The sequence below is a fragment of the Pirellulales bacterium genome, from assembly GCA_036267355.1.
In the GTDB taxonomy this organism is placed as follows: domain Bacteria; phylum Planctomycetota; class Planctomycetia; order Pirellulales; family DATAWG01; genus DATAWG01.
Genome location: DATAWG010000042.1, coordinates 94,936 through 113,838 on the forward strand (window position 1 = coordinate 94,936; position 18,903 = coordinate 113,838).

17 protein-coding genes are annotated in these 18,903 nt (G+C 60.1%); 1 reads left to right on the forward strand and 16 read right to left on the reverse strand.

The features are described from left to right. Nucleotide 1: 1 nt before the first annotated feature. The 16 genes from VHX65_07255 to VHX65_07330 all read right to left on the reverse strand — a co-directional run bounded on the left by VHX65_07255 (nucleotide 2) and on the right by VHX65_07330 (nucleotide 16,963). A complete protein-coding gene (locus tag VHX65_07255) occupies nucleotides 2-1,018 on the reverse strand; it encodes a FliG C-terminal domain-containing protein (GenBank protein ID HEX3998328.1) in 1,017 nt (338 codons plus the stop codon). A 147-nt stretch (nucleotides 1,019-1,165) separates the two neighbouring features. Next, on the reverse strand, nucleotides 1,166-2,866 hold the full coding sequence (locus tag VHX65_07260; protein HEX3998329.1) for a flagellar M-ring protein FliF C-terminal domain-containing protein: 1,701 nt from the start codon (nucleotides 2,864-2,866) through the stop codon (nucleotides 1,166-1,168). A 109-nt stretch (nucleotides 2,867-2,975) separates the two neighbouring features. Next, nucleotides 2,976-3,290 (reverse strand): flagellar hook-basal body complex protein FliE, encoded by a 315-nt coding sequence (gene fliE / locus VHX65_07265; protein ID HEX3998330.1) that lies wholly within the window; start codon nucleotides 3,288-3,290, stop codon nucleotides 2,976-2,978. Nucleotides 3,291-3,349: 59 nt separating this feature from the next. Next, nucleotides 3,350-3,772, reverse strand: coding sequence for a flagellar basal body rod protein FlgC (flgC, locus tag VHX65_07270; GenBank protein ID HEX3998331.1), 423 nt, complete (start codon nucleotides 3,770-3,772; stop codon nucleotides 3,350-3,352). A 119-nt stretch (nucleotides 3,773-3,891) separates the two neighbouring features. Further along, a complete protein-coding gene (flgB, locus tag VHX65_07275) occupies nucleotides 3,892-4,293 on the reverse strand; it encodes a flagellar basal body rod protein FlgB (protein ID HEX3998332.1) in 402 nt (133 codons plus the stop codon). A 43-nt stretch (nucleotides 4,294-4,336) separates the two neighbouring features. Beyond that, nucleotides 4,337-4,591: a hypothetical protein gene (locus VHX65_07280; GenBank protein HEX3998333.1), complete on the reverse strand. Its 255-nt coding sequence runs from the start codon at nucleotides 4,589-4,591 to the stop codon at nucleotides 4,337-4,339. Nucleotides 4,592-4,673: 82 nt separating this feature from the next. Then, a complete protein-coding gene (locus VHX65_07285) occupies nucleotides 4,674-6,227 on the reverse strand; it encodes a sigma-54 dependent transcriptional regulator (protein ID HEX3998334.1) in 1,554 nt (517 codons plus the stop codon). Then, on the reverse strand, nucleotides 6,228-7,079 hold the full coding sequence (locus VHX65_07290; GenBank protein ID HEX3998335.1) for a HAMP domain-containing sensor histidine kinase: 852 nt from the start codon (nucleotides 7,077-7,079) through the stop codon (nucleotides 6,228-6,230). 4 nt (nucleotides 7,080-7,083) lie between these two features. Then, nucleotides 7,084-7,536, reverse strand: coding sequence for a hypothetical protein (locus VHX65_07295; GenBank protein HEX3998336.1), 453 nt, complete (start codon nucleotides 7,534-7,536; stop codon nucleotides 7,084-7,086). 53 nt (nucleotides 7,537-7,589) lie between these two features. Then, a complete protein-coding gene (locus VHX65_07300) occupies nucleotides 7,590-10,067 on the reverse strand; it encodes a tetratricopeptide repeat protein (GenBank protein ID HEX3998337.1) in 2,478 nt (825 codons plus the stop codon). Nucleotides 10,068-10,584: 517 nt separating this feature from the next. Continuing rightward, nucleotides 10,585-11,355 carry an alpha/beta hydrolase-fold protein gene (locus VHX65_07305; GenBank protein HEX3998338.1) on the reverse strand — a complete coding sequence of 257 codons (771 nt, stop codon included), beginning with the start codon at nucleotides 11,353-11,355 and terminating at the stop codon, nucleotides 10,585-10,587. 237 nt (nucleotides 11,356-11,592) lie between these two features. Next, on the reverse strand, nucleotides 11,593-12,537 hold the full coding sequence (gene mdh / locus VHX65_07310) for a malate dehydrogenase (protein ID HEX3998339.1): 945 nt from the start codon (nucleotides 12,535-12,537) through the stop codon (nucleotides 11,593-11,595). Nucleotides 12,538-12,725: 188 nt separating this feature from the next. Further along, nucleotides 12,726-15,710: a DUF2341 domain-containing protein gene (locus tag VHX65_07315; protein ID HEX3998340.1), complete on the reverse strand. Its 2,985-nt coding sequence runs from the start codon at nucleotides 15,708-15,710 to the stop codon at nucleotides 12,726-12,728. A gap of 35 nt (nucleotides 15,711-15,745) precedes the next feature. Beyond that, nucleotides 15,746-15,931 (reverse strand): hypothetical protein, encoded by a 186-nt coding sequence (locus tag VHX65_07320; protein HEX3998341.1) that lies wholly within the window; start codon nucleotides 15,929-15,931, stop codon nucleotides 15,746-15,748. A gap of 147 nt (nucleotides 15,932-16,078) precedes the next feature. After that, nucleotides 16,079-16,441, reverse strand: coding sequence for a hypothetical protein (locus VHX65_07325; GenBank protein ID HEX3998342.1), 363 nt, complete (start codon nucleotides 16,439-16,441; stop codon nucleotides 16,079-16,081). A 180-nt stretch (nucleotides 16,442-16,621) separates the two neighbouring features. After that, nucleotides 16,622-16,963 carry a (2Fe-2S)-binding protein gene (locus tag VHX65_07330; protein ID HEX3998343.1) on the reverse strand — a complete coding sequence of 114 codons (342 nt, stop codon included), beginning with the start codon at nucleotides 16,961-16,963 and terminating at the stop codon, nucleotides 16,622-16,624. A 603-nt stretch (nucleotides 16,964-17,566) separates the two neighbouring features. Here VHX65_07330 and VHX65_07335 point away from each other — a divergent pair. Continuing rightward, nucleotides 17,567-18,901 carry a metal ABC transporter substrate-binding protein gene (locus tag VHX65_07335; GenBank protein ID HEX3998344.1) on the forward strand — a complete coding sequence of 445 codons (1,335 nt, stop codon included), beginning with the start codon at nucleotides 17,567-17,569 and terminating at the stop codon, nucleotides 18,899-18,901. The last annotated feature ends 2 nt before the right edge of the window (nucleotides 18,902-18,903 follow it).

Sequence of the window (18,903 nt, forward strand, 5' to 3'; positions counted from 1 at the left end):
GTCAAGCTGCTACGCTAATCCGCCGCCGCAAACCCAAACTGATCCGTCCTTCGGCGTCCAAATCGACCGCCAGGTCGGCGAGCGCTTGCTGTGCGTCTTCAACGTCGGCTAACCGTGTCGGGCCGAGATGCACCAGCGCCTTCGACAATGCTCGGCCTTGCTCGCTGGGCAATTGCTGGGTGATTCGCTGAACGAGGTCGGCCCTTGCGCCGGCCAACGCCAAAACGATGAATTCCGGATCGGCGGCCCGAAGCACTGCGACCAGCGCTGCGTCGTCGAGTTGGATCAAGTCGGCGAACAGGAATCGGTCTGGTCGAAGTTTTCCGGCAAGCGTGCGATCGTGGCGCGAAAGATTTTTGAGAATATTCCGCCGAGTGCCTCCCGATGCTGCCGACAAAATTTCCGACACGGCCGCCAGGCCCGCCGCCCGCCGCCGTCGATCTTGCACCTGCTGCGAGAGCCAGGACTCCAAGCCCCGCTCGACTTCGCGCAGCACCCGAGGATCGGCTTCGTCGAGGTCAACCAACCGGCGAATCACGTCGACTTGCACGTTCGGCGGCAATTCAGCCAGCAATTCGCTGGCACGATCCGCGGGCAAATGCGATAGCACGACGGCAATCGTTTGGGGATGTTCGCGCTTCAGAAACGGCGTGAGTGTTTCGTATTCCGTTTCGCGCAAAAAGCGGAATGGTGGCTGGTCGCTCGGCCGTTCGGGCTCGGAATCACGAGGGGCGCGCTTCTCTGAATTCATGCTCGGCAACGCGAGCCGGCGCGCCAAGTCGTCGTCCAATTCAATGCCCGGCGGATATTTTTGGGGGATCAGCGGACCGATGCGAAAGAACTCTTCGATGATTTCGTTCTGCTCGATGGGATCGACGTCGCTGAGCCGCAAGATTGCATGCCGCACGTCTTGGGCCTGCCGTTCGCCCATCTGCGCAAGCAATATCTCGGCCGTCGAGGAATCGAGGCTGGCGACGAGAATTGCGGCTTTTCGCAGCGAGTGTTGGCGGAATTTCATGATCGAGCGGCGGAAATAGGGTGGTGGATCAAAGCAGGCAGGGTTGGGTTCGGGCTACCGCTACGGGGCGAAGCGCGAAACCGCAAGCGAGCGGCGGAACGGGCAGCGGTGGATTCAGTTATGGCGGTTCGTGAGTCTGTGGGAGGTTTAGGTAGCGCTACCGATCCAACTGCGGAGGATATTGGCGGCGGCGTCGGGGTCTTCGCGAACGATCTCGACCAGTTCGTCGCGCATCGACGGACCGGATTTCACGCGGCGCTTTAGCTTGGCGGCGGCTTCTTGCACTTCCGCCGTCGTCGCTTCCTGCCCTTCCGAAGCCTGACTTTGGGCGATTGCGGCGGGCGACGCTGCGGGAGCCGATCGGGGTGATTCCGTCGCCGGAACGGATCGTACCATCGAGCGCAGAACTAGCAGACTGACCATGCCCAATCCGAGTGTGCCGAGGGTCGACCAGTATTGCCCTAGCCACGACAATCCCTTCTCCGCGACCGACGGCGGCTGAATCGGCGTCGAGGGGATATGCTGGAAGGTCATCACCGTCACCAACGGCGTTACTTCGATCGGCGCCCCTTCCGTGCGCGGTGGCAGCGGGATCAATTGGGCCACGAACTCTTGGATTTTCTTTTTTTCGTCGGTCTCGATCGTGGCTAATGCGTTTACGTCGGGCTTCTTAAGTTCTGTGCCCGGCGGAGCGGGATGTTGCTCTTGCCAGATTTTTTCGTAGTAGCTGCTGAGCACGCCCACCGTGACCGTGACGCGGCGTGGCGTGAGCGGGGCCCGGCGATTCGTGAGCGTTTTGGTCGAGACGACACTTTTTTCGCGGCGATTGGTCTTTTCGTCTTCCGACTTCGGGCCTGTCGCGGCGGCTTGTGAAACCGAAGCGCCGACGTTCGTGCCCCCCTGGCCGGCCAATCCGGGCCTGCCGCCCGGCTGCGCGGGGCCCAGCGTGTTTGTCGTGGCGTTGGTTTCCGACACGTCGATCGGCACAGGCTTCGGATCAACTGTCTCGTCGGTTTCCTTCATTTCCAGTTCTGGATTCAAATCGACGTTCACTTTCACATTCACGCCCGGGATGAAGGCCAGCGCGCCGCGAATCTTTTCTTCCCATTCCTCTTCATACACACGCTTATTTTCATAGTAGGGATCCTCCGTGCCGGAACTGGGGGCGCCTTCGCCGCCGCCGGACCAACTCTTGCTCGAGTTCAAATCCGCGACAACGACATTTTTCGGCGATAGCCCGCTGATCGCTCCGGCAACGACCTGGCGAATCGTTTGCACGCGTTCCGGATCGAGCGCATCGTTGCCGACCGGCTTCACGCTCACGGTGGCAGTGACAACCTGCTTTTGATTCAGCCCCGAGTCGGTCTCGCTATCGTAGAGCACCGAGGCGGCTTCGATGCCGCGCATCGAACTGATGACCAGATTCAATTCTCGCTCCAGAGCAATTTTGATCATTTCCTTCTGGCGGCTCATGGGCGTGAGACCGCTGATATCGCTGACGCTCGATTGGATGTAGTCGCCGAAATTCTTCGGCAGTGCATTGGCATCGGCGAGCGCGCCCATGTAGGCCGACTGCTGGTTCCGCGGCACATGGATGCGGTTGCCGTCGACGGTGAAATTGCTCAGGTTTGCCTTGCCGAAGGCGGCCAGCATTGCCGGAATTTGAGCGGCGGGAAACGCTTCACCGTTCATCAAGAATTCGTCGCCGCCGGTGACCGTATGGTTGAACAAATACGCCACGCTGACCACGATCACCACCAGCAACATTCCGGCGACGATCCGCGCTCCAACGGTCATCGAGCGGAAGAGATCGAGCAGTTGGGCGTAGGCTTTCGTGAGAAAATCCATGATCGTGATTGGCTCGGGTTCGGAAGGTGATTATCGCGGCCGCAGTTGTTACGCGCGAAACCGCACGCATGCTGCGATGCGGGTTTGCTGTGGCTAGCTGATTTGTTTTCTAAATGCGGATGTTTTTGAATTCGTCGTAGGCGCTGGAGAGCTTGTTGCGGATCTGCATCATCATGCGGAACGCCATGTCGGCTTTTTGCACGGCCGTGAGCACCGTGGCCGGGTCCGTGTCGCCGCCGGTGAACATTTCTTCGACGGCCTTGTCCGCATCCTGCTGCATCGAATTCACCTGCTGGATCGAGTTCAGCAAGAAATCTTTGAACGACGGGCCGTCGCTCGACGACGACGCGCCGGACCCGGCGGCCGCGGTCGGGCCGGTCAGCGGCGGAAGAGGAATACTGTTTTGAAAGTTGATCGGATTCATGCGGTGTGGTTCGTGGTTCGGGGCTCGTCGTTCGGATTACAAGCCACGACCCGCGGCGTTTATCCAAGGATCCGTAGCGCCTGCGAAAACATGCTCTTGCTCGCTTCCATCACGCCGACATTCGCCTCGTAGGCCCGAGTGGCGTTGAGCGAGTCGACGAATTCGGTGTTCATATCGATGTCGGGATATGCGACGTAGCCCTTGTGCGGGCCCTCGGTTTGGGCATCGGGATTGCCCGGCTGATAGCGCCATAGCGGCGGCTGCTGCGAGATTTCAACCGAATCGACTTTCACGCCCAGCGCCCCTTCGGGCGAATGCACGTCGCTGTCGGGCTTGAACACGACGAATCGCGGTTGGTAGGGGGCCACCTGGCCCGCTTCGTTGTGTGTCGTCGAAAGGTTGGCGATGTTGCTTGAGATGGCATCCAGCCGGATGCGCTGCGCCACCAGCGCACTGGTGCTGATGTTGAGAGCTTCGAACATGCGACATCCTTGTCTGTTCGTGGTCGCGAAAAGTGGGATTGTTTTTCTATCGCTGGCGGCCGGCGGTTGCCGATGATGTTGCCGCCTGACCTCTCATCCTTTGCTCTTCAAGCCTGAAGTTAAGCACGCTCGCTGATCACGGCCTCGAACGTATGAAACTGAGTCGTCATCAGCGACAAAGCCAGGTTGTATTGCATCATGTTTTTCGCCAACTCCGACGCTTGTTGCTCGATGTCGAGATTCGTGCCGTCGTGATACACCAGCGTATGTGCCGTGGCGGCGACGGATTGGTAGGCTTCGGTGGTTTCGTCCGTCGAGCCATCCGATGGATTGCTTTCGGCCGAGCGGCTGGCTTCGACTGCCTCTTTCAATTGCGTTTGAAACATCTCCGGCGACAAATCGGCAGCACGATAGCCGGGAGTGTCGATATTGGCAATGTTGCCGGCCAGCACATTGTGCCGGGCGGCGGTAAACCTGACGACGTGTTCCAACACCGGGGAATCGAATATCGAAAGCGACATGGCGGCGGCCGATTGCTAGGACGGAAAACCACGGATTTCAAATTCAGCCGATGCACTCGCCGGCAAGTGCAAAGAAGCAGCGGGCAAGCGGCATGCCGAAGTTCATGGGCCGAACTTTTGCCGGACCGCCGTAAATCGTTTCGAAATTCATAAGCAGCATTGGCGGCAAATGGTTCGGTCGCCGATCTTGAATCAGGTCGAAAATCTCATGGATGTCGATGGTGTTCAACTCAACACACGCTAGCAGCAGATTCTGCGCGTTTCGGCCGGCGAAATCTGCCGGTTCATAGGAGTTCAAGCTTTAGCGTCCCGGCGGCAACACGCTCAAGCGTGAACTCCAACTTTGGTCGCGGACCTGCCGCGTTTTTGCCATTGGTTGCTTACATTCGGTTCTTTGCTCGCGGTGCGTAGCCATACGCTTTGAGTTTGCCCGAGAGCGTGCGGATTCCGATTCCGAGGGCTTGAGCCGATTTGGCCCGGTGGCCATCGAAGCGTTCGAGCGTGGCCTCGATCAGCTTCCGCTCCATCTCCTCTAGATTCAGGCTCGGCTCGATGGCTGCGGGCATCGACCCGATTGCCGCCGTCGCGAGCCCACTCGTTGTCGCCCCGCTCGTCGCCGCAGGCCGCGGAGCATCGATCAACCAATCGCGCAATTGGTCGGCTGCGATGGGCAGGCCGAGATTCAGCACGCTCGCGCGGGTGACAATGTTTTCCAACTCGCGCACATTGCCCGGCCAATGGTATTCGACGAGCAATTGCATCGCGTCCGGCTCCATTTCGCATACCGGCCGGTGCAACCGCTCGGCGGCGCGGCACAGAAAGTACTCGACCAACTGTTGCACATCCTCGCGCCGCTCGCGCAGCGGCGGAATCGTGATCGGTAGCACGGCAAGGCGGTAGTAAAGATCTTCACGAAACCGGCCGGCCGTCACTTCCTCTCGCAGATGGCGGTTCGTCGTTGCGAGCACGCGCACATCGACATCGCGAGTCGTGCTCGAACCGACGCGCTCAAACGACCGCTCCTGCAAGACGCGCAGCAGCTTCGCTTGCAGCGGCAATTCGATCTCTGTGATTTCGTCCAATAGAATCGTGCCGCCGTCGGCCAATTCGAAGCGTCCCGTGCGGGGACTCTCAGCGCCGGTAAACGCGCCGCGCTCATGGCCAAAAAGTTCGCTTTCCATCAAATGGGCCGAGAGCACCGGGCAATTCAGGCTCACCAGCGGGGCGCCGCGACGGTCGCTCGCGGCATGGATGGCCCGAGCGACCAGTTCCTTCCCCGTTCCGCTTTCGCCCCCGATCAGCACCGTTTCCGACGTGCGGGCCACTTGGGCGATCCGCATCCGCAGGATTTGCATCGACGCGCTTGTGCCGATCATCACCGGAGCGCCTGGGCCCGCGGTCGGTTCGATGTTTCCCTTCCGATCGAGCAGGCGGCCATGCTGAATCGCTCGGGCCACCAAGTGCTCGAGCTGATCGACGTTGAAAGGCTTCTCGATATAATCAAACGCGCCGTGCCGCATCGCATCGACGGCCGAAGCGACCGAGGCATGGGCCGTCACCATCAGCACCTGCGCCCCGTGCGGACGCTGCTGCAGGTGATGAATGAATTCCAAGCCGTTCATGCCGGGCATTTGCAGATCGGTGACGATTACGTCGAAACTTTCGCGCTCGAGCACTTTGATGGCTTCGACAGCGCTGACGAGTGTTTCGACTTGATGACCTGCGCGGCGGAGCACGTCGGCCATCGATTCGCGGGCTTGGCGGTGGTCGTCGACCACCAAGACCCGCGCGCCTGAGCTTGCGGCGCTCGATGAAATGGCGCCGGCCGAGTTTGCCGTCGGCGTACAACCGTTCGCAGACGTGGCCACCAACGGCGCTGCGGCTGGCTGGGCTGGCAAATCCATCGACGGCATGACGCATGGCTTTGTGGTCATTTACGTTGCCTCCTGTCGGCGGAACGGAATGCGGAGCGCGAACGCGGCCCCGCCGAGTGGGCTCTCCGACGAACTGATTTCGCCGCCGTGGGCCGCCGCGATTCGCTCGACGATGGCAAGCCCCAGGCCGGTGCCGTTACTCTTCGTGGTGAAGAACGGTTCGAACGCCCTTTGCCGCGCCTCGGGTGAGAGCCCCGGCCCGCTGTCGGCCACTTCGATCGATAGATCCGAGGGGCTCGTCGATGCTTTGACGACGAGTTGTCCGCCCTCGGGCATCACATCCAGGGCATTCAGCAGAAGATTCAAGATCGCCCGGCGGATCATATCGCGATCGGCGACGACCACTTGCCCTGTGGCAGCGTCAAGCCGCGATTGGATTCCTTGCGCGGCGAACTGCGGCGCGAGCGAACCGACGATGTCTTCAAGCAATTCGCGAATCGCGAACGGTTGCCGTTGCGGGTCGCGGTCGGCGGTGAAATTCAGCAAATCGCTTACCGTGGCATCCAAGGCCGTGAATCCGGCAGCGATCTTATCGACCAACTCGCGATTGCCCTCGTCGGCCGATATGCTGCGCCGCAGCAAGCTCAAGTAGAGCGTGACGGGAACGAGGCTGTTGCGAACCTCGTGGGCGATGTGCGATGCCATCTGGCCCAAATCGGCGAGGCGATTTTTGCGGGCCAACTCGCGATTCTTGACCTCCAGCTCCTGCGTGAGCCGCTGCACTTCCGAACGAAGCGCTTCGTGTGTCTGCTCGAGGCGCACGGTGGCTCCATGCCATGCCGCCAGCACCGTTTGCAGATCGGCGCTGCCGTCGAGCGGCAGCGGTTCGAAAATGGTTGCCGCTTGCGTCATACGATTAGCCTTCGGAAGAAAGGTCGAGTTGACGCCGTTCATTTTGTGGCGGCTGCGCGTACGCGTGCCGCACTTGCGAAGCCTGATGCAGTCCTTGCAACTGCAATGCCGCTTCGTCGCGCCGCAGCGCAAGCCGCGATTCGCCGGTGCGCTCCGCTTCGAAAATTTCCGTTCGTAGCGTCTCACACTCCGCCGCGATCCGCGCGCACCGATCGCGATCGCCGGCCGAGCGCCAAATGCGAGTTTCCGGGTCTTGGGCGCGGAATGGATCGAGCTGCCGTTCGATCGATTGGAGTTCGGTCAATATTTTTTGTTTGCTCGCCAACAGTTTCAACAGTTGCGTCAGATCGTTGACCTCGATCAACTCCAATTGTTTGCGGCCCAACTGCCGCACTTGCGACAGCAGATGATGCTTTCTGCCGATCAGATCGGCCAAGATTTCGGTATCGAAAGGCAAGGGTGAGGGTGAGGGGTTAGAGTGAGGGAGTCAGACCGGAAGACGGAAAACATTTATAGGTTGGCGTACCAGTTTAGGACTCGACTCCATTCGTCGCGGTTGTAGAGCGTCGTATCGGCGAATTTGGCCCCGGGGCTGATCCGCTCCAGCATCACCTTGGCCTGCGCCATCGTGTTGCGCGCTTCGTCGGGTTTGCCCAAGCGGCGATAGCAGGCGGCGATTTGCATCAGGGCTTCGAGCACGATCGGCTGACGCTGATAGTGGTTTGTCGCGGCAGAATAGGCATGGATGGCGTCTTCGAAACGGCCCATTTCGAAGAGCGTCGAGCCGCGGGCGAAATAACAGTTTCGCAAGATCGATTGCTCCAACGTATCGAGCTGGCGCTGCTCCTGCCGAAGATTGAGGAGCTCTTCCACTTTCTCATACTGTTCGAGGGCGGCAGAAAGAAGTTGCTGCATTTCTTTGGCGTGATCGATGCGCGACGTTTCGATCGCGTCGGTTTCCAATTTCTCGCGCGGCACTTTTGCGCTGCGGCGATAGGCCTCCGCCACGAGATAGCGGGCCTCAATCTGATTTGGCGAATCCGGATACCGCTCGACGAATTCCTCCAATTTGGGAATCGCCTCGGCATCACGCCCTTCCGATTGCAACAGATTACCGTAGGCAAACAGAGAATCGCGCCACTCGAAGCTCTTCGGCGTCAGATAGCCGTCGTCGAGATTCGCGAGCAGCAGGCGTTCGGCCTCCTTCATGTTTCCTTTGTCGATCTGCGCCTTTGCGGCCAAAAGCCGCGCTCGATAGGCGGCCGAATCCGAGGGATAGACGGCGATGCATTCGCCGAGGGCGTCGAGCGCTCGGTCGTAACGCCGAAGCGACAATTCCGCTTCGCCGAGGTTCAGCAGTGCCCGCGGACGGCGATGGCGCAATTCGTATCGCAGATATTCATCGAGCATGCGCACGGTGCCGCGGAAATCGTGGCCCGCGAGCAGGCATTCGGCGCTATTCCATACATCTTCGGTGTACGTCCGCGTGGCCAATTGAAGTTCGGCGAGTTGAGCATAGGCTCCGCCGGCTTGGCGCAATTCGGCTCGAGCGTGGCGGGCAATTTCCCGGCCTTCGACGCCGGCTGCATGTTCGGCCTGATCGCCCAACAGCGAGGCCCAGGCCTCGTGCGCCTGGGCGATCAATTCCACTTGCCGCTCGCGCGGAAACAAGGGAAACGTCGTCGACGCCAAATCGATCGCCTGTTGATATTTGCCCGACTTCAAATAGGCTTGATACGCCTCGGCCAAGCGGACGCGGAGGTCATCCAGCGAGAGGATCGAATTGTGATATTCAGCCGGGTCGCCGACGGCCTCGACGGCCCGGCGATAGGCGGCGGTCGCATCGGTGTCTTGATCGAAGCGTCGCAGCAGGTCGGCTTCTTGAAACGCCGAGGCGACGCCTTCGATGCTATCGGGATAGCCCTTGCGAATGCGGCGGAACTGATCGAGAGCGGCATGATTGTCGTTCATCGACAGGAAGCATTCGCCGATGAGGTACATCGATTGTGGCACGACGCGTTCGGCAGAGCTGCCGCGGTTTTGGGCCTTGCGGAGCGTGGCGATGGCGTCGCGAAATTGCTTTTCGACCGCGCGGCGGGCGTCGGCCGTGGCGCCGGCGGGCAGAGCGGCTTTCGCTTTTTCCGCGGCCTGCTTGAGAAGTTGGCCGCGGAGAACGATCGCATCGGTGAACGAGGCTGAATCCGGCGGAATCTTTTCCAACAACGCCAAGCACGCTTCCTTTCGGCCGCTCTTGAAGAGGATCTGCCCCTTGGCCAGCAGCCCCTGATCCCGCTCGGCGGGCGAAAGGCCTTTGTCGGCCAGATATTGATCGATCTGCGCCATCGCTTTTTTCAAAACCGAGGGCGAGCCGTTTTGATAAGCGACGGCTGCAAGCCAGTGGAGTTCACGAGCATCATCGGGATCGCCGGCAAGCGCCTCTTCGAGCACTTTGCGGCTGGCGTTGTATTGCCGGCTGAGACAGAGACTTTTTCCTAAGAGGAACAAGCCCTGCCCCTCGCGGTCGAGCGGAAAGCCCATGCGGTGCGATTCTTCCAGATAGTGAGATGCGACGAGATAATAGCGTCGCTGGTCTTCCTCCCAGAGCGTGTCGGCTTGCATCGCCTCCGCGGCGCCAAGGATGAACGCCGGACTGCTGGCTTGTTCGTCCGTCAGATCGGAATTGCGCGCCAAATGTGCTTGCCGCTTGGCTTCGAAATAAGCGCCGCGGTCGAGCGCGGCCCAGGCCCTGCCCAAGTAATCTTCCTTCGCAGCCGGTCCGTTCGACTTGGCCGCCTTGTAATGCAACCAACCGACGACGAGGATTAAATTGGCGGCGACGGTGAGCCCGCCGAACAGCACGGCAAGCCGCGTGCGACGCGAGACCTTTCCCAGTCGGGCCCGAACGCCGGCCAACAGCCGGGCCGACATTCCGCCGGCCGGCTGCTCCGCTTTCGGAGCGGCGTCTTTTTTTGGCTGTTTGCGTTCCATCGCCTACAGGCTTTGATCAGCCTTCTCCAGCCGGCCTTCCTTGGCCGGCGATTTCGCTCGGCTGCATTTCACGTCCGGATCACGGATGATTCGTTCCACCGCTTCTGCGAGTGAGGGCAGGGCCGTCCTTTAGCTCAGCCGCGGATTGCAGCGGCCGAACAATGCTTTTCGACCGGGCTTGGCGCGTGCGACACAATCTCAAGCGGAAATCTGCGCGTGTCACCTGCGCGAAGCAAACGTCCGGTGATGTCCGAATCACAGCGCCACGAACGCGGCACAAAATAAGACGAGACAAATCGGGCCGGGTTTGTACACGAATGGCCGACCGGATGTCAATGCTCTTTGTGCCGCCGGTTGCCGCCGGGATCGGTAGATCGGCAGCAACGGCAACTTGGAAAGCGTGGGCGATGCTGGAAGGCAAGCGCGCCCGTTTTGGCGTGCGACGCGCGAAACCGCAAGCGAGCGACGTTGCGAGCAAAGATGGCCGAGCAAGTCGGCTTGCGTCGGTCGCAAGCTCTTACCCCTTGGCACGGAGGCCTTCCCGGGCGCCGGTTACCTGTTCCATCAGCCAACGATCCATATCGGCGAGCATTTGGGGTGTGAGCGCGTCGTCGCCGGGATACTCGCGCAGCACGACCGACATGCCGGCAGTGTGAAGGAGTCGCAGATCGTGGCAGACCGTCTCCGTCGGATAAAGGCTGCCGGCGCGGCAGCATGCGATAAACACCTCCAACCGGCGCACGTCGTGCAGTTGGGCAAGCGGAGACCGGCCGCTGGGGAATGGCCCGGACAGCGATAATACGCCGGCAAAACATTGTGGATTGCGCAGAGCGATGCGAAAAGCCATCGTTCCGCCCGAACCATAACCTGCGAGAAAGCAGCGGTCTGGCGCGACGTGGAATTTCTCGGCGGCCGCATCCAAGCATTCCATCACGCGCAACTCGGCAGCCTGGATGTGTCCTTCGGTTTGTCGCCAACCGTGGCCGGCCGCGGAAGCGGCATCGACGGAAGCGCTCGCATCTGAAATCGTGGCAGTTGCCACCGTTGCTATCTTGCCCGGTGCGATCGCGGCCGCGCCATTCGGAGCCACGATCGTGCCGCGCGGCGCCACGGCCACGTAGTTTCGCAAGCTGATTGACGGCATAATGCGCCGCAATTGCTGCTCGTCGTGGCCCGGTCCGTGCAGCCAGACCAGAAGCGGATAGGCGTAATTCGGTTCATAATGCAGCGGTGCGAAAAGAGAATAGGGCCCGCGGCCCGAAATCGCCGGCCTCTTTGCCGGAAGCATAACTCCAACTCCTGAAACGCTCGATAACGGATTCGCGAGGGCTGATTCCGGTCGGATGCGATTCATAGGCACCTGTTCTGCTGCGTTTCGAGAGCGGAACACCACGAGTCTGGACTCTAACTTAGCCGGTCGATCGCTGTCAACGCCGCGCGAAATGCTAGCATCGCCGCGTTAGCCGCGACCGGCCGACTGCGTGAGGACCGAAGCCGGCTCGCGATTCCGCGGCAAGCAAGGCCATCAGCCGGTCAAAGCCGCCATCGCCTTCACCAACTCTTTCACCGCATCGATGCTTTTTTGAAACGCGGCTCGTTCCTCGGAGTTCAATTCGATTTGCACGACGCGCTCGACGCCGCCGGAACCCAAGATCACCGGCACGCCGACGAAATAGCCGCCGACGCCATACTCCTTGTCGCAATAGGCCGCGCAAGGGATCAATCGCTTCTTGTCGCGAACAATCGCTTCGACCATCTGGGCGGTCGCCGCGGCGGGAGCATAATAGGCGCTGCCGGTTTTCAACAACCCGACGATCTCCGCGCCGCCGTTGCGAGTACGCCGGATAATTTCATCGAGCCGCCGGCGATCGAGAAGTTGCGCGACAGGAATGCCGCCGACCGAGGTGCAGCTTGCCAGCGGAACCATCGTGTCGCCATGGCCTCCCATCAAAAGCGCGGAGATATCCTCGACGCTCACGCCCAGTTCCATCGCCAAAAAAGCGCGATAACGGGCCGTGTCGAGAACCCCGGCCTGACCGAGCACGCGCTGCGGCGCAAAACCGCTGACTTGATACGCCCGCTGCACCATCGCATCCAGCGGATTGCTGACGACGATAATCACGGCATTCGGGCTGGAGTTCTTGATTTCTGCCGCAACCGCGCCGACGATCTTGGCGTTGGTCGAAAGAAGATCGTCGCGGCTCATGCCGGGCTTGCGGGCGATTCCGGCGGTGATTACGACGACGTCGCTCTCGCGAGTGTCGGAGTAGCTGGTGGTGCCGACGAGCCGGGAATCGAAGCCTACGATGGGCGAAGCTTGCATCAGGTCGAGCGCTTTGCCGGCCGGCATGCCTTCGGTTTGGGGGATATCGAGCAGAACGATATCGCCCAATTCGGCGGCCGCGCACCAATGGGCGGTCGTGGCGCCGACATTGCCCGCTCCGATGATCGAAATTTTCGCTCGACGCATGAAATCTCCCTTCCTAGGGTCGATGCCCGACTTGGCTCGAGCGTGCTTTGTTCTCGATAGACATTTCCAGTTCAAGGCCAACAGTAATGCAACCCGACTGTTTTGCAAAGGGGGGCCGTGGGAACGGCACAGCCATGAACCCGCGATACTTCAGGTGGGGCGCCAATTAGGTCGGACGTCAATTTTGTTCAAGGGGATGGCGGTTCAATTTGAACGTCGTCGAACGTCATCGCGGCGATGCCGCCGGCACCGTGGAGAATATTTTCCGGATTCCAATCGGCCTCTTTTAAGTAGGTGATTTTCCGCGCGGACGAAGCAGCTTTCAGCTTTAGCTTGAGGTTACTCCCGACGGCCTGGCCGGAAATAATCAATCCCGCCTTGCCGTCCAAATAGAACTGGCTTTTCAATGCATCGTGCCAGATTACTTTTTGATCGAATTCGAGGACAATCTCGTCCTTGTCGGCGTTCGTATAGCGCGCTTCGTGAAGGTCGGGCGGTGTGATCGAGGCGGCGGCCTTGCTACCGTAAAAATCTCGTTCGATCAGTGGTTGCATGAGCGCGGCGAATTCCGCCCAGCCGGCAAGAGGATAATGGCAGCCGCCGGCCGGTTTGATTCCGAGCGTCGACATGATGCTCATGTTCGAATACAAATGCGGCAGTGTGCGTTGCACTTCGCGCAGCCGGTCGCCCGATCCTTCGCGGCCCCCCATGGCACAGGCATTCGGCCAAATCTGAAAGATGTAGTAATGGGAAAGATTGGGGAAATCTTCTTTCCACGCGGCCGACATATCGACAAAGTATTGCTGGTACGTCTGCCAGCCGAATTTGCCCGTCGGACCATCGGCGCCCTGGTCATTTTCACCTTGATGCCAGAGGATTGCGCGAATGCCGTGCGTCAGCTTTGCTTGTTGAATGCGCCATAGCATGCGGCCGTAGATCGTGTCCAAGTCGGCGTGGTTCGCCGGTGAGGGTTGATGCTGGTCGATTCGCGTTCCCCCGACGGCACCATTGATGATGAAGATTGGAATTTTCTCGCTCTTCACAAGCCGCCTTGCAAGCTCCATTCCCCAATAGCCAAGCTCAGCTTTGTCGCTGGGCCGAGCCTTCCAGACGGGATTGCACCACAGGTTTTGCGACACATCTTGCGCGCCGCCCGCGGGGCTGCCATAGCTGCGAATCCACGGGCTGATTTCGCGCGGCGATTCTTCCCCGGTGTCGGTGGCCAGGGCATTCGACTGGCCGTCGATGAGAAAAGCATCGCCACAGAGAAGGTTTTTTGCGGTGCGGCGCACGGTGTCGGTCCCATCGATCCGTGCGCCGAATTCAACGCGGTATTCGATCAGTCCCGGTTTAATCTTTAGCGCAAAGGAATACGACTTGTCGGCTTTGAGCGGCTTGAATTCGTTTGTGACCAATCGATCGCCGGCATAGAGCTTCAGAAACACACCCTCGGCCGGACGGTCGAGCACGCCATTGTAGTAAAGTGTTCCTTCATTGTGGTCGTCGCGGGCATAAAACTGATTGTCTTCGGGTTTTTCATCTTCCAGCGGAACTCTCTCGATCCACGGGTCCTTTGCGGGCTCGGTCACTTCGATTGTTGCCGATGCGATGGTCGCCGGCCCGCCGTTGTCGATCGCTGCCGTGACGGTGATCGGGCCGGTGAATTGCGAGCGTTTGAGAATCAGCCGGTCGGGAGCCGCCGCTTTGAGCACGGCGCCGCCCGATACAGTCCACTTGTAATTCAATTGGCCGGCTCCCGCGGTTTGCATTGCCGCAAGATTTGCAATCTCCGGCACCACCTTGATGCGATCGCGGCCATTCCATGCCGGCGGCGCTCGCAAGGTAAACTCCGGTTCGGGAATTGTCTCCTTGATAATCGCCGGAATGTCGACCGTTTTTGCTCCGGAAGCAAATATGGCCTTGAATTGCAGCGAGCAGGCGGTGTCTCCCACTACACGGCCGGCGTCGAATGTGTACGAGAATCGATCGACGGCCACGACATTTGTTTCGCCGTTTCGCTTGAGAATCCAGTACACTTTCTTGGCGCCTCCGGCTCGCGCCGTCAGCGTCGCATGCTTTCCTTCGCCGATCGTGACCGCCGATGGCGAAACCGTGAGAAAATCACCCGGCTGAGCCAGCGTGCCGACGAGCGTTTGGAGCAGCTTTTGGTTTTCATACTCCAATTTCACCCAGTCAGCCGACCGGGCGACTTTCGAAATCCGAACTTCGGCAATATCGCCGGAAAAGTTGTAGTTGTTGTACCAGCCGCCGATCCACATCCGCACCGGGCTGCGAATATTGAGCACGGGATTGGCATTCGCCGCGATTCCGTCGAGCCGGCCGTTCACGTAAAGCCGCGAATCGGTGTTGGTATACGTGTGAACCACATGAATCCATTGCGACGTCGGCAGCCGGCCGACCGACGAAACATTGCCGCCGGAGAAATAGCAATCCATACGCATATGCGGCGGGCTGGCCAATTGCATGACGACCTTGCCCCGCGCTTGTTCATTGCCCCAACCGACGATCGTCGCATTCGAGCGATCGGCGCGAAACCAAACCTCTGTCGAATGCGGGCTGGCCCCCACGGGAAAACCGGCGACCTTTTCGCCGCAAGAAATGCCCTTGCCGACTTGGAAATGCCGGGCCCCGGCAATGACACCTGGACTTGCCGTCGTGCCGGCATCGATTGGTGCAAGCGAGCTGACCTCATCCTTCATCGGATTCTTACGGTCGCTCAAATGCATGACTTCCAGGAAGCCGTTCGACGAATTGAACACCGCCGCGCCGTTGGATTCGCCGGCCGCGTCTGAATTGCCCCAGTGAAGCTCGATTTCTTGGCGCGAATTTCCGTGGATCACGGGGAGCCGCACCCAAATGGCCGCCGTTCCATCCTCGGCATCCCACTGCTCGATTTGATAGCTCAGCGGCTTGCCATCCTGCGAGAAGCGGATATCCGCCCCGTCGGACTTCGCCTGATGGAAATCGAACGATTCCTTGTTCAATCGCACAAGGACCGGGAATCCCTCTTCCCTTGCCGTATCGGGCAGGTTAGCGCCGTCAGGAGTGGTCAGAACGGCGAGCGAGCCGGAATGCCGCCAACCGTCATATTGCGCGAAGGCCGATTGGAGTGGCAGCAGTAAAACGACGGCGAAGATCAATTTCTTGGCCACGGAAATTCGTCCGTCGCTGGTGAGGCGGGTTCCTGCTACCGCTTGCTCATCCCGGCCATGACCGCAAATGTGCCCGCGGCGGCAACGGTTGCCAGCAATAGGCCGCCGAACATTTTTAGCCAGCCGAAACTGTCGCCCGAATTCAAGAAAACCTGAAACCCGATAACGACCAGGCAGAAGACCATGATCGAGACCAGAATTGCGTTCTTTGAGTCATCCATATCGGTTGCCGGGATCGACGGATGAATGGGAGGATTTATGGAGGTGAGGGGTGCCCCAGGAAAGGCTGGGGCAATGGTCGCCAAAGGGACCGTCTGGTGGGGGCCTTCCCTGGGCCTGGGCTGCTCTGCGATTTTGCAAGCATTTCGTCAAACAATTTCGTCTTTGACGATCGCGACGTAGTGCGGCGTTTTTTGCGATGCGGTCAGTTCGCCGGCTTTCTTGTCGGCCTGCTTGCGCTCGCTGTATTCGAAGAGGTGGACACGCTTGCCGGTTTGATTGAAGATCCCCCAAAAAGCCTTGCGGCGAACTTCTTTGGCCGTTTTCGCTCGACTCTTGCGGGCAGTGGCCCGCTTGGGCGCGGCCTTCTTGGCCTTTTTCTTTGCGCCGCCTTCTTCCCCATCGTCGCCATCGCCTTCATCGGCGTCTTCGACTTCGTCCGCCGCTTCGGCCGCTTCCGCCGCCTCGCCGGCAGCCCGCAACTCTTTTCGATTCAATATTTTGCGAGCCATGTCACTCTCGAAAGGAAACTGGAAATGGTTCGACGCGCCAAATTTCGCCCCGATTTTTCCGGGCCGACGGCGTCTATATTAGCGAATCGCGAAGCGGCGGGCTAGGAGCGGAGCGTTGGCGCGGAGCAATAATTTCAGTCGGCAAAGGAACGGCAACTCGACGGGCGCTTCGCGCTTCTCTTAGCTTGCCGCTTCATCGGCCGCCGCATCGGCCGCGGGAACAATTGGCGTCGCGCCGGGCGGGGGCGTCCCGCCGCCAGCGCGAACGTAGCGACTTCGCTCGCGCGCATATTCGTCGGCAGCGGGCAGATCGGCGGCCGGGTTGCTTGCCGGCAGATTCGCGGCCTCCGTCGCTCGATCGAAGAGCCGCTGCAAGAACGGCCGGCACCAACCACAACCTGTCCCGGCCCCGAAGCATTCGCTGATCTGGCTGGCGCGCCGTGGCCGCTCGACGCGCAAGAAATTCTCCACTTTCCGCTTCGTCACATGAAAACAGAGGCAAAGTTCGTCGTCGGGAAGCATGACGGGGGAAGGGCGATGGCGGACTGAGCAAAAATCGGAATAGATGGCATTGTGCAGTTTACCCGATTTTTTGTTCCGACGTCCGCGAATGCTTGGCGGCATCGCGACTGGACGGAAACGAAGGTAAGCTTTGCACCCTAGCAAGACTCGTCGGCGCTACTCTGAAATGTGTCGACCGAACTGGTTCTCCGATGCGAATCCGAGCTGCCATCGCGGGATCTCGCCGCTGTCCATCGGCATTTTTCGGTTGCCTGTTTCAATCGCGCTTGGACGCCTATCGAAAGGCCGGACCGCACGACTGCCGATGATGAAGCGATGGTGCTTCCGGCGGCGGCATCGATTTGGCGTTGGAGTCAGCGTGAAGACCGCACCGAGCGGGACCTGTCGATCCGACGATATCTTTGCAAACCAATAATCATTATCGTCAAGTGCCGATTCCCTTCGCCAAAATTACGGCGATTAATTCGACATTCGCGGGGGCCGCCGCCAAATGCGCTGACTAGGTTTGTCGGTCTTGGATCCGCGCTTTCGCTAGACAGTCGTTCTGCTGCCGGTTTAGAATCGAATAGACCGTCCTTGTCTTTTGCCATCGATAGGCGCTGCATGAGCTTTTCCTTCCGAACCGTTTGGGCTCTGCCGCTGGTTGTCGCTGGCCTTGCGCTTGTCGGTTGCGGGCAAGAGAAGGCGGCGGAGACGGGGCCACCGAAGCCGGTGATCGCGGTGAGCATCTTTCCTGTCGCCAGTCTGGTCCAGCAACTGACCGACGATTGGGCCGAGGTGGTGACACTCTTGCCCGAGGGGGCCGAGGAACACGATTTCGAAATGACGGCCGATCAGGTGCGTCAGCTCAGCCGCGCCGACCTGCTCGTGCTGGTGGGAAATGGCCTGGATACTTGGGCAGAGTTGAAGCCCGGGACGACCGCCGGCGCGAAGCAGCTCGCCGTTTTGCGAATGGGCGATTTGCTCAAAGATTTCAAAGCCGATAATTCTGCGAAACAAATGCCGGTCGCAAGTAAGCCGTCGGTTGCGCCGGCGGCTCCGGCGAACGCGATTCCGCCCGCGTCAGGTCCTGCCGCGGCGTCGGAAAATCTCGCCGCTGCCGACACCCGGCCCGACAGTGCCACGCGCCTTGGGCCGCCGCCTCCGCCGGTGCCGGATGCAGCCGCTTCGGCCGCGCCGAACAATCATTTGTGGCTCGATCCGGTGCTCGTCGCTCGGTTTGTCCAGGCGATTGCACATCCGCTGTGCGAGCGCTATCCGGAGCATCGGGCCGAAATCGAAAAAGCGGCGTCCCGGCTTCTGGACGACGTGCAGCGAATTGACCAAAATTACCGCCACGAGCTATCCATGGTGCGACGGCGCGAGCTTGTCACGTTTCACAATGCGTTCGACTTGATCGCCAATCGCTATGGCTTGCTCATCGTGGCCCGGCTCACGGACATCGAGGCCGATCCGCACGGTGGGGTGCCGCCCGACGCCTACCTCGGGGCGATCAAAGCCATCAAGAAATATGGCTTGATGGTGATTTATTCCGAGCCCGAGTTTTCCGCGCAGGAAGTGGCCGGGATTCGGCGCGAAACGGGCGTTGAATTGCTGACGCTCGATCCGCTGGGCGGCCCGAAAATCGACGGCTACCGCACCTACCAGGAAATGATGGAATCCAATCTGAAAACGCTCGTCAGGGGGCAAGGGCTTGACACACCCGGTCCCGAGCTCCCTGTGCCGGTTCTTCCCGACACCGCGAGGCGAACACGGAGCACGGATCCTGATTTCGATGTGCCGCTCCACATTCCGTCCGGCGAAAAAAAACAGAAGAAGAGCGGCCGGCCCGATCTACTCTCGGACCCCGACTTGCGGTTTCCGCCGATTGTCGCGCCGCGCATTGAACCGTCGGGGTCCGGCGATTCCAATCCGGCATTTCCGCATTCGCAGCCGTGACG

What these genes read in the sequence shown, in the direction of transcription:
- VHX65_07300 (HEX3998337.1), bottom strand. Translation starts at nt 10,067, where the DNA reads ATGGAACGCAAACAGCCAAAAAAAGACGCCGCTCCGAAAGCGGAGCAG.
- flgB (HEX3998332.1), bottom strand. Translation starts at nt 4,293, where the DNA reads ATGTCGCTTTCGATATTCGATTCCCCGGTGTTGGAACACGTCGTCAGG.
- VHX65_07285 (HEX3998334.1), bottom strand. Translation starts at nt 6,227, where the DNA reads ATGACCACAAAGCCATGCGTCATGCCGTCGATGGATTTGCCAGCCCAG.
- VHX65_07290 (HEX3998335.1), bottom strand. Translation starts at nt 7,079, where the DNA reads ATGACGCAAGCGGCAACCATTTTCGAACCGCTGCCGCTCGACGGCAGC.
- VHX65_07260 (HEX3998329.1), bottom strand. Translation starts at nt 2,866, where the DNA reads ATGGATTTTCTCACGAAAGCCTACGCCCAACTGCTCGATCTCTTCCGC.
- VHX65_07255 (HEX3998328.1), bottom strand. Translation starts at nt 1,018, where the DNA reads ATGAAATTCCGCCAACACTCGCTGCGAAAAGCCGCAATTCTCGTCGCC.
- VHX65_07335 (HEX3998344.1), top strand. Translation starts at nt 17,567, where the DNA reads ATGAGCTTTTCCTTCCGAACCGTTTGGGCTCTGCCGCTGGTTGTCGCT.
- flgC (HEX3998331.1), bottom strand. Translation starts at nt 3,772, where the DNA reads ATGTTCGAAGCTCTCAACATCAGCACCAGTGCGCTGGTGGCGCAGCGC.
- mdh (HEX3998339.1), bottom strand. Translation starts at nt 12,537, where the DNA reads ATGCGTCGAGCGAAAATTTCGATCATCGGAGCGGGCAATGTCGGCGCC.
- VHX65_07325 (HEX3998342.1), bottom strand. Translation starts at nt 16,441, where the DNA reads ATGGCTCGCAAAATATTGAATCGAAAAGAGTTGCGGGCTGCCGGCGAG.
- VHX65_07305 (HEX3998338.1), bottom strand. Translation starts at nt 11,355, where the DNA reads ATGCTTCCGGCAAAGAGGCCGGCGATTTCGGGCCGCGGGCCCTATTCT.
- VHX65_07330 (HEX3998343.1), bottom strand. Translation starts at nt 16,963, where the DNA reads ATGCTTCCCGACGACGAACTTTGCCTCTGTTTTCATGTGACGAAGCGG.
- fliE (HEX3998330.1), bottom strand. Translation starts at nt 3,290, where the DNA reads ATGAATCCGATCAACTTTCAAAACAGTATTCCTCTTCCGCCGCTGACC.
- VHX65_07320 (HEX3998341.1), bottom strand. Translation starts at nt 15,931, where the DNA reads ATGGATGACTCAAAGAACGCAATTCTGGTCTCGATCATGGTCTTCTGC.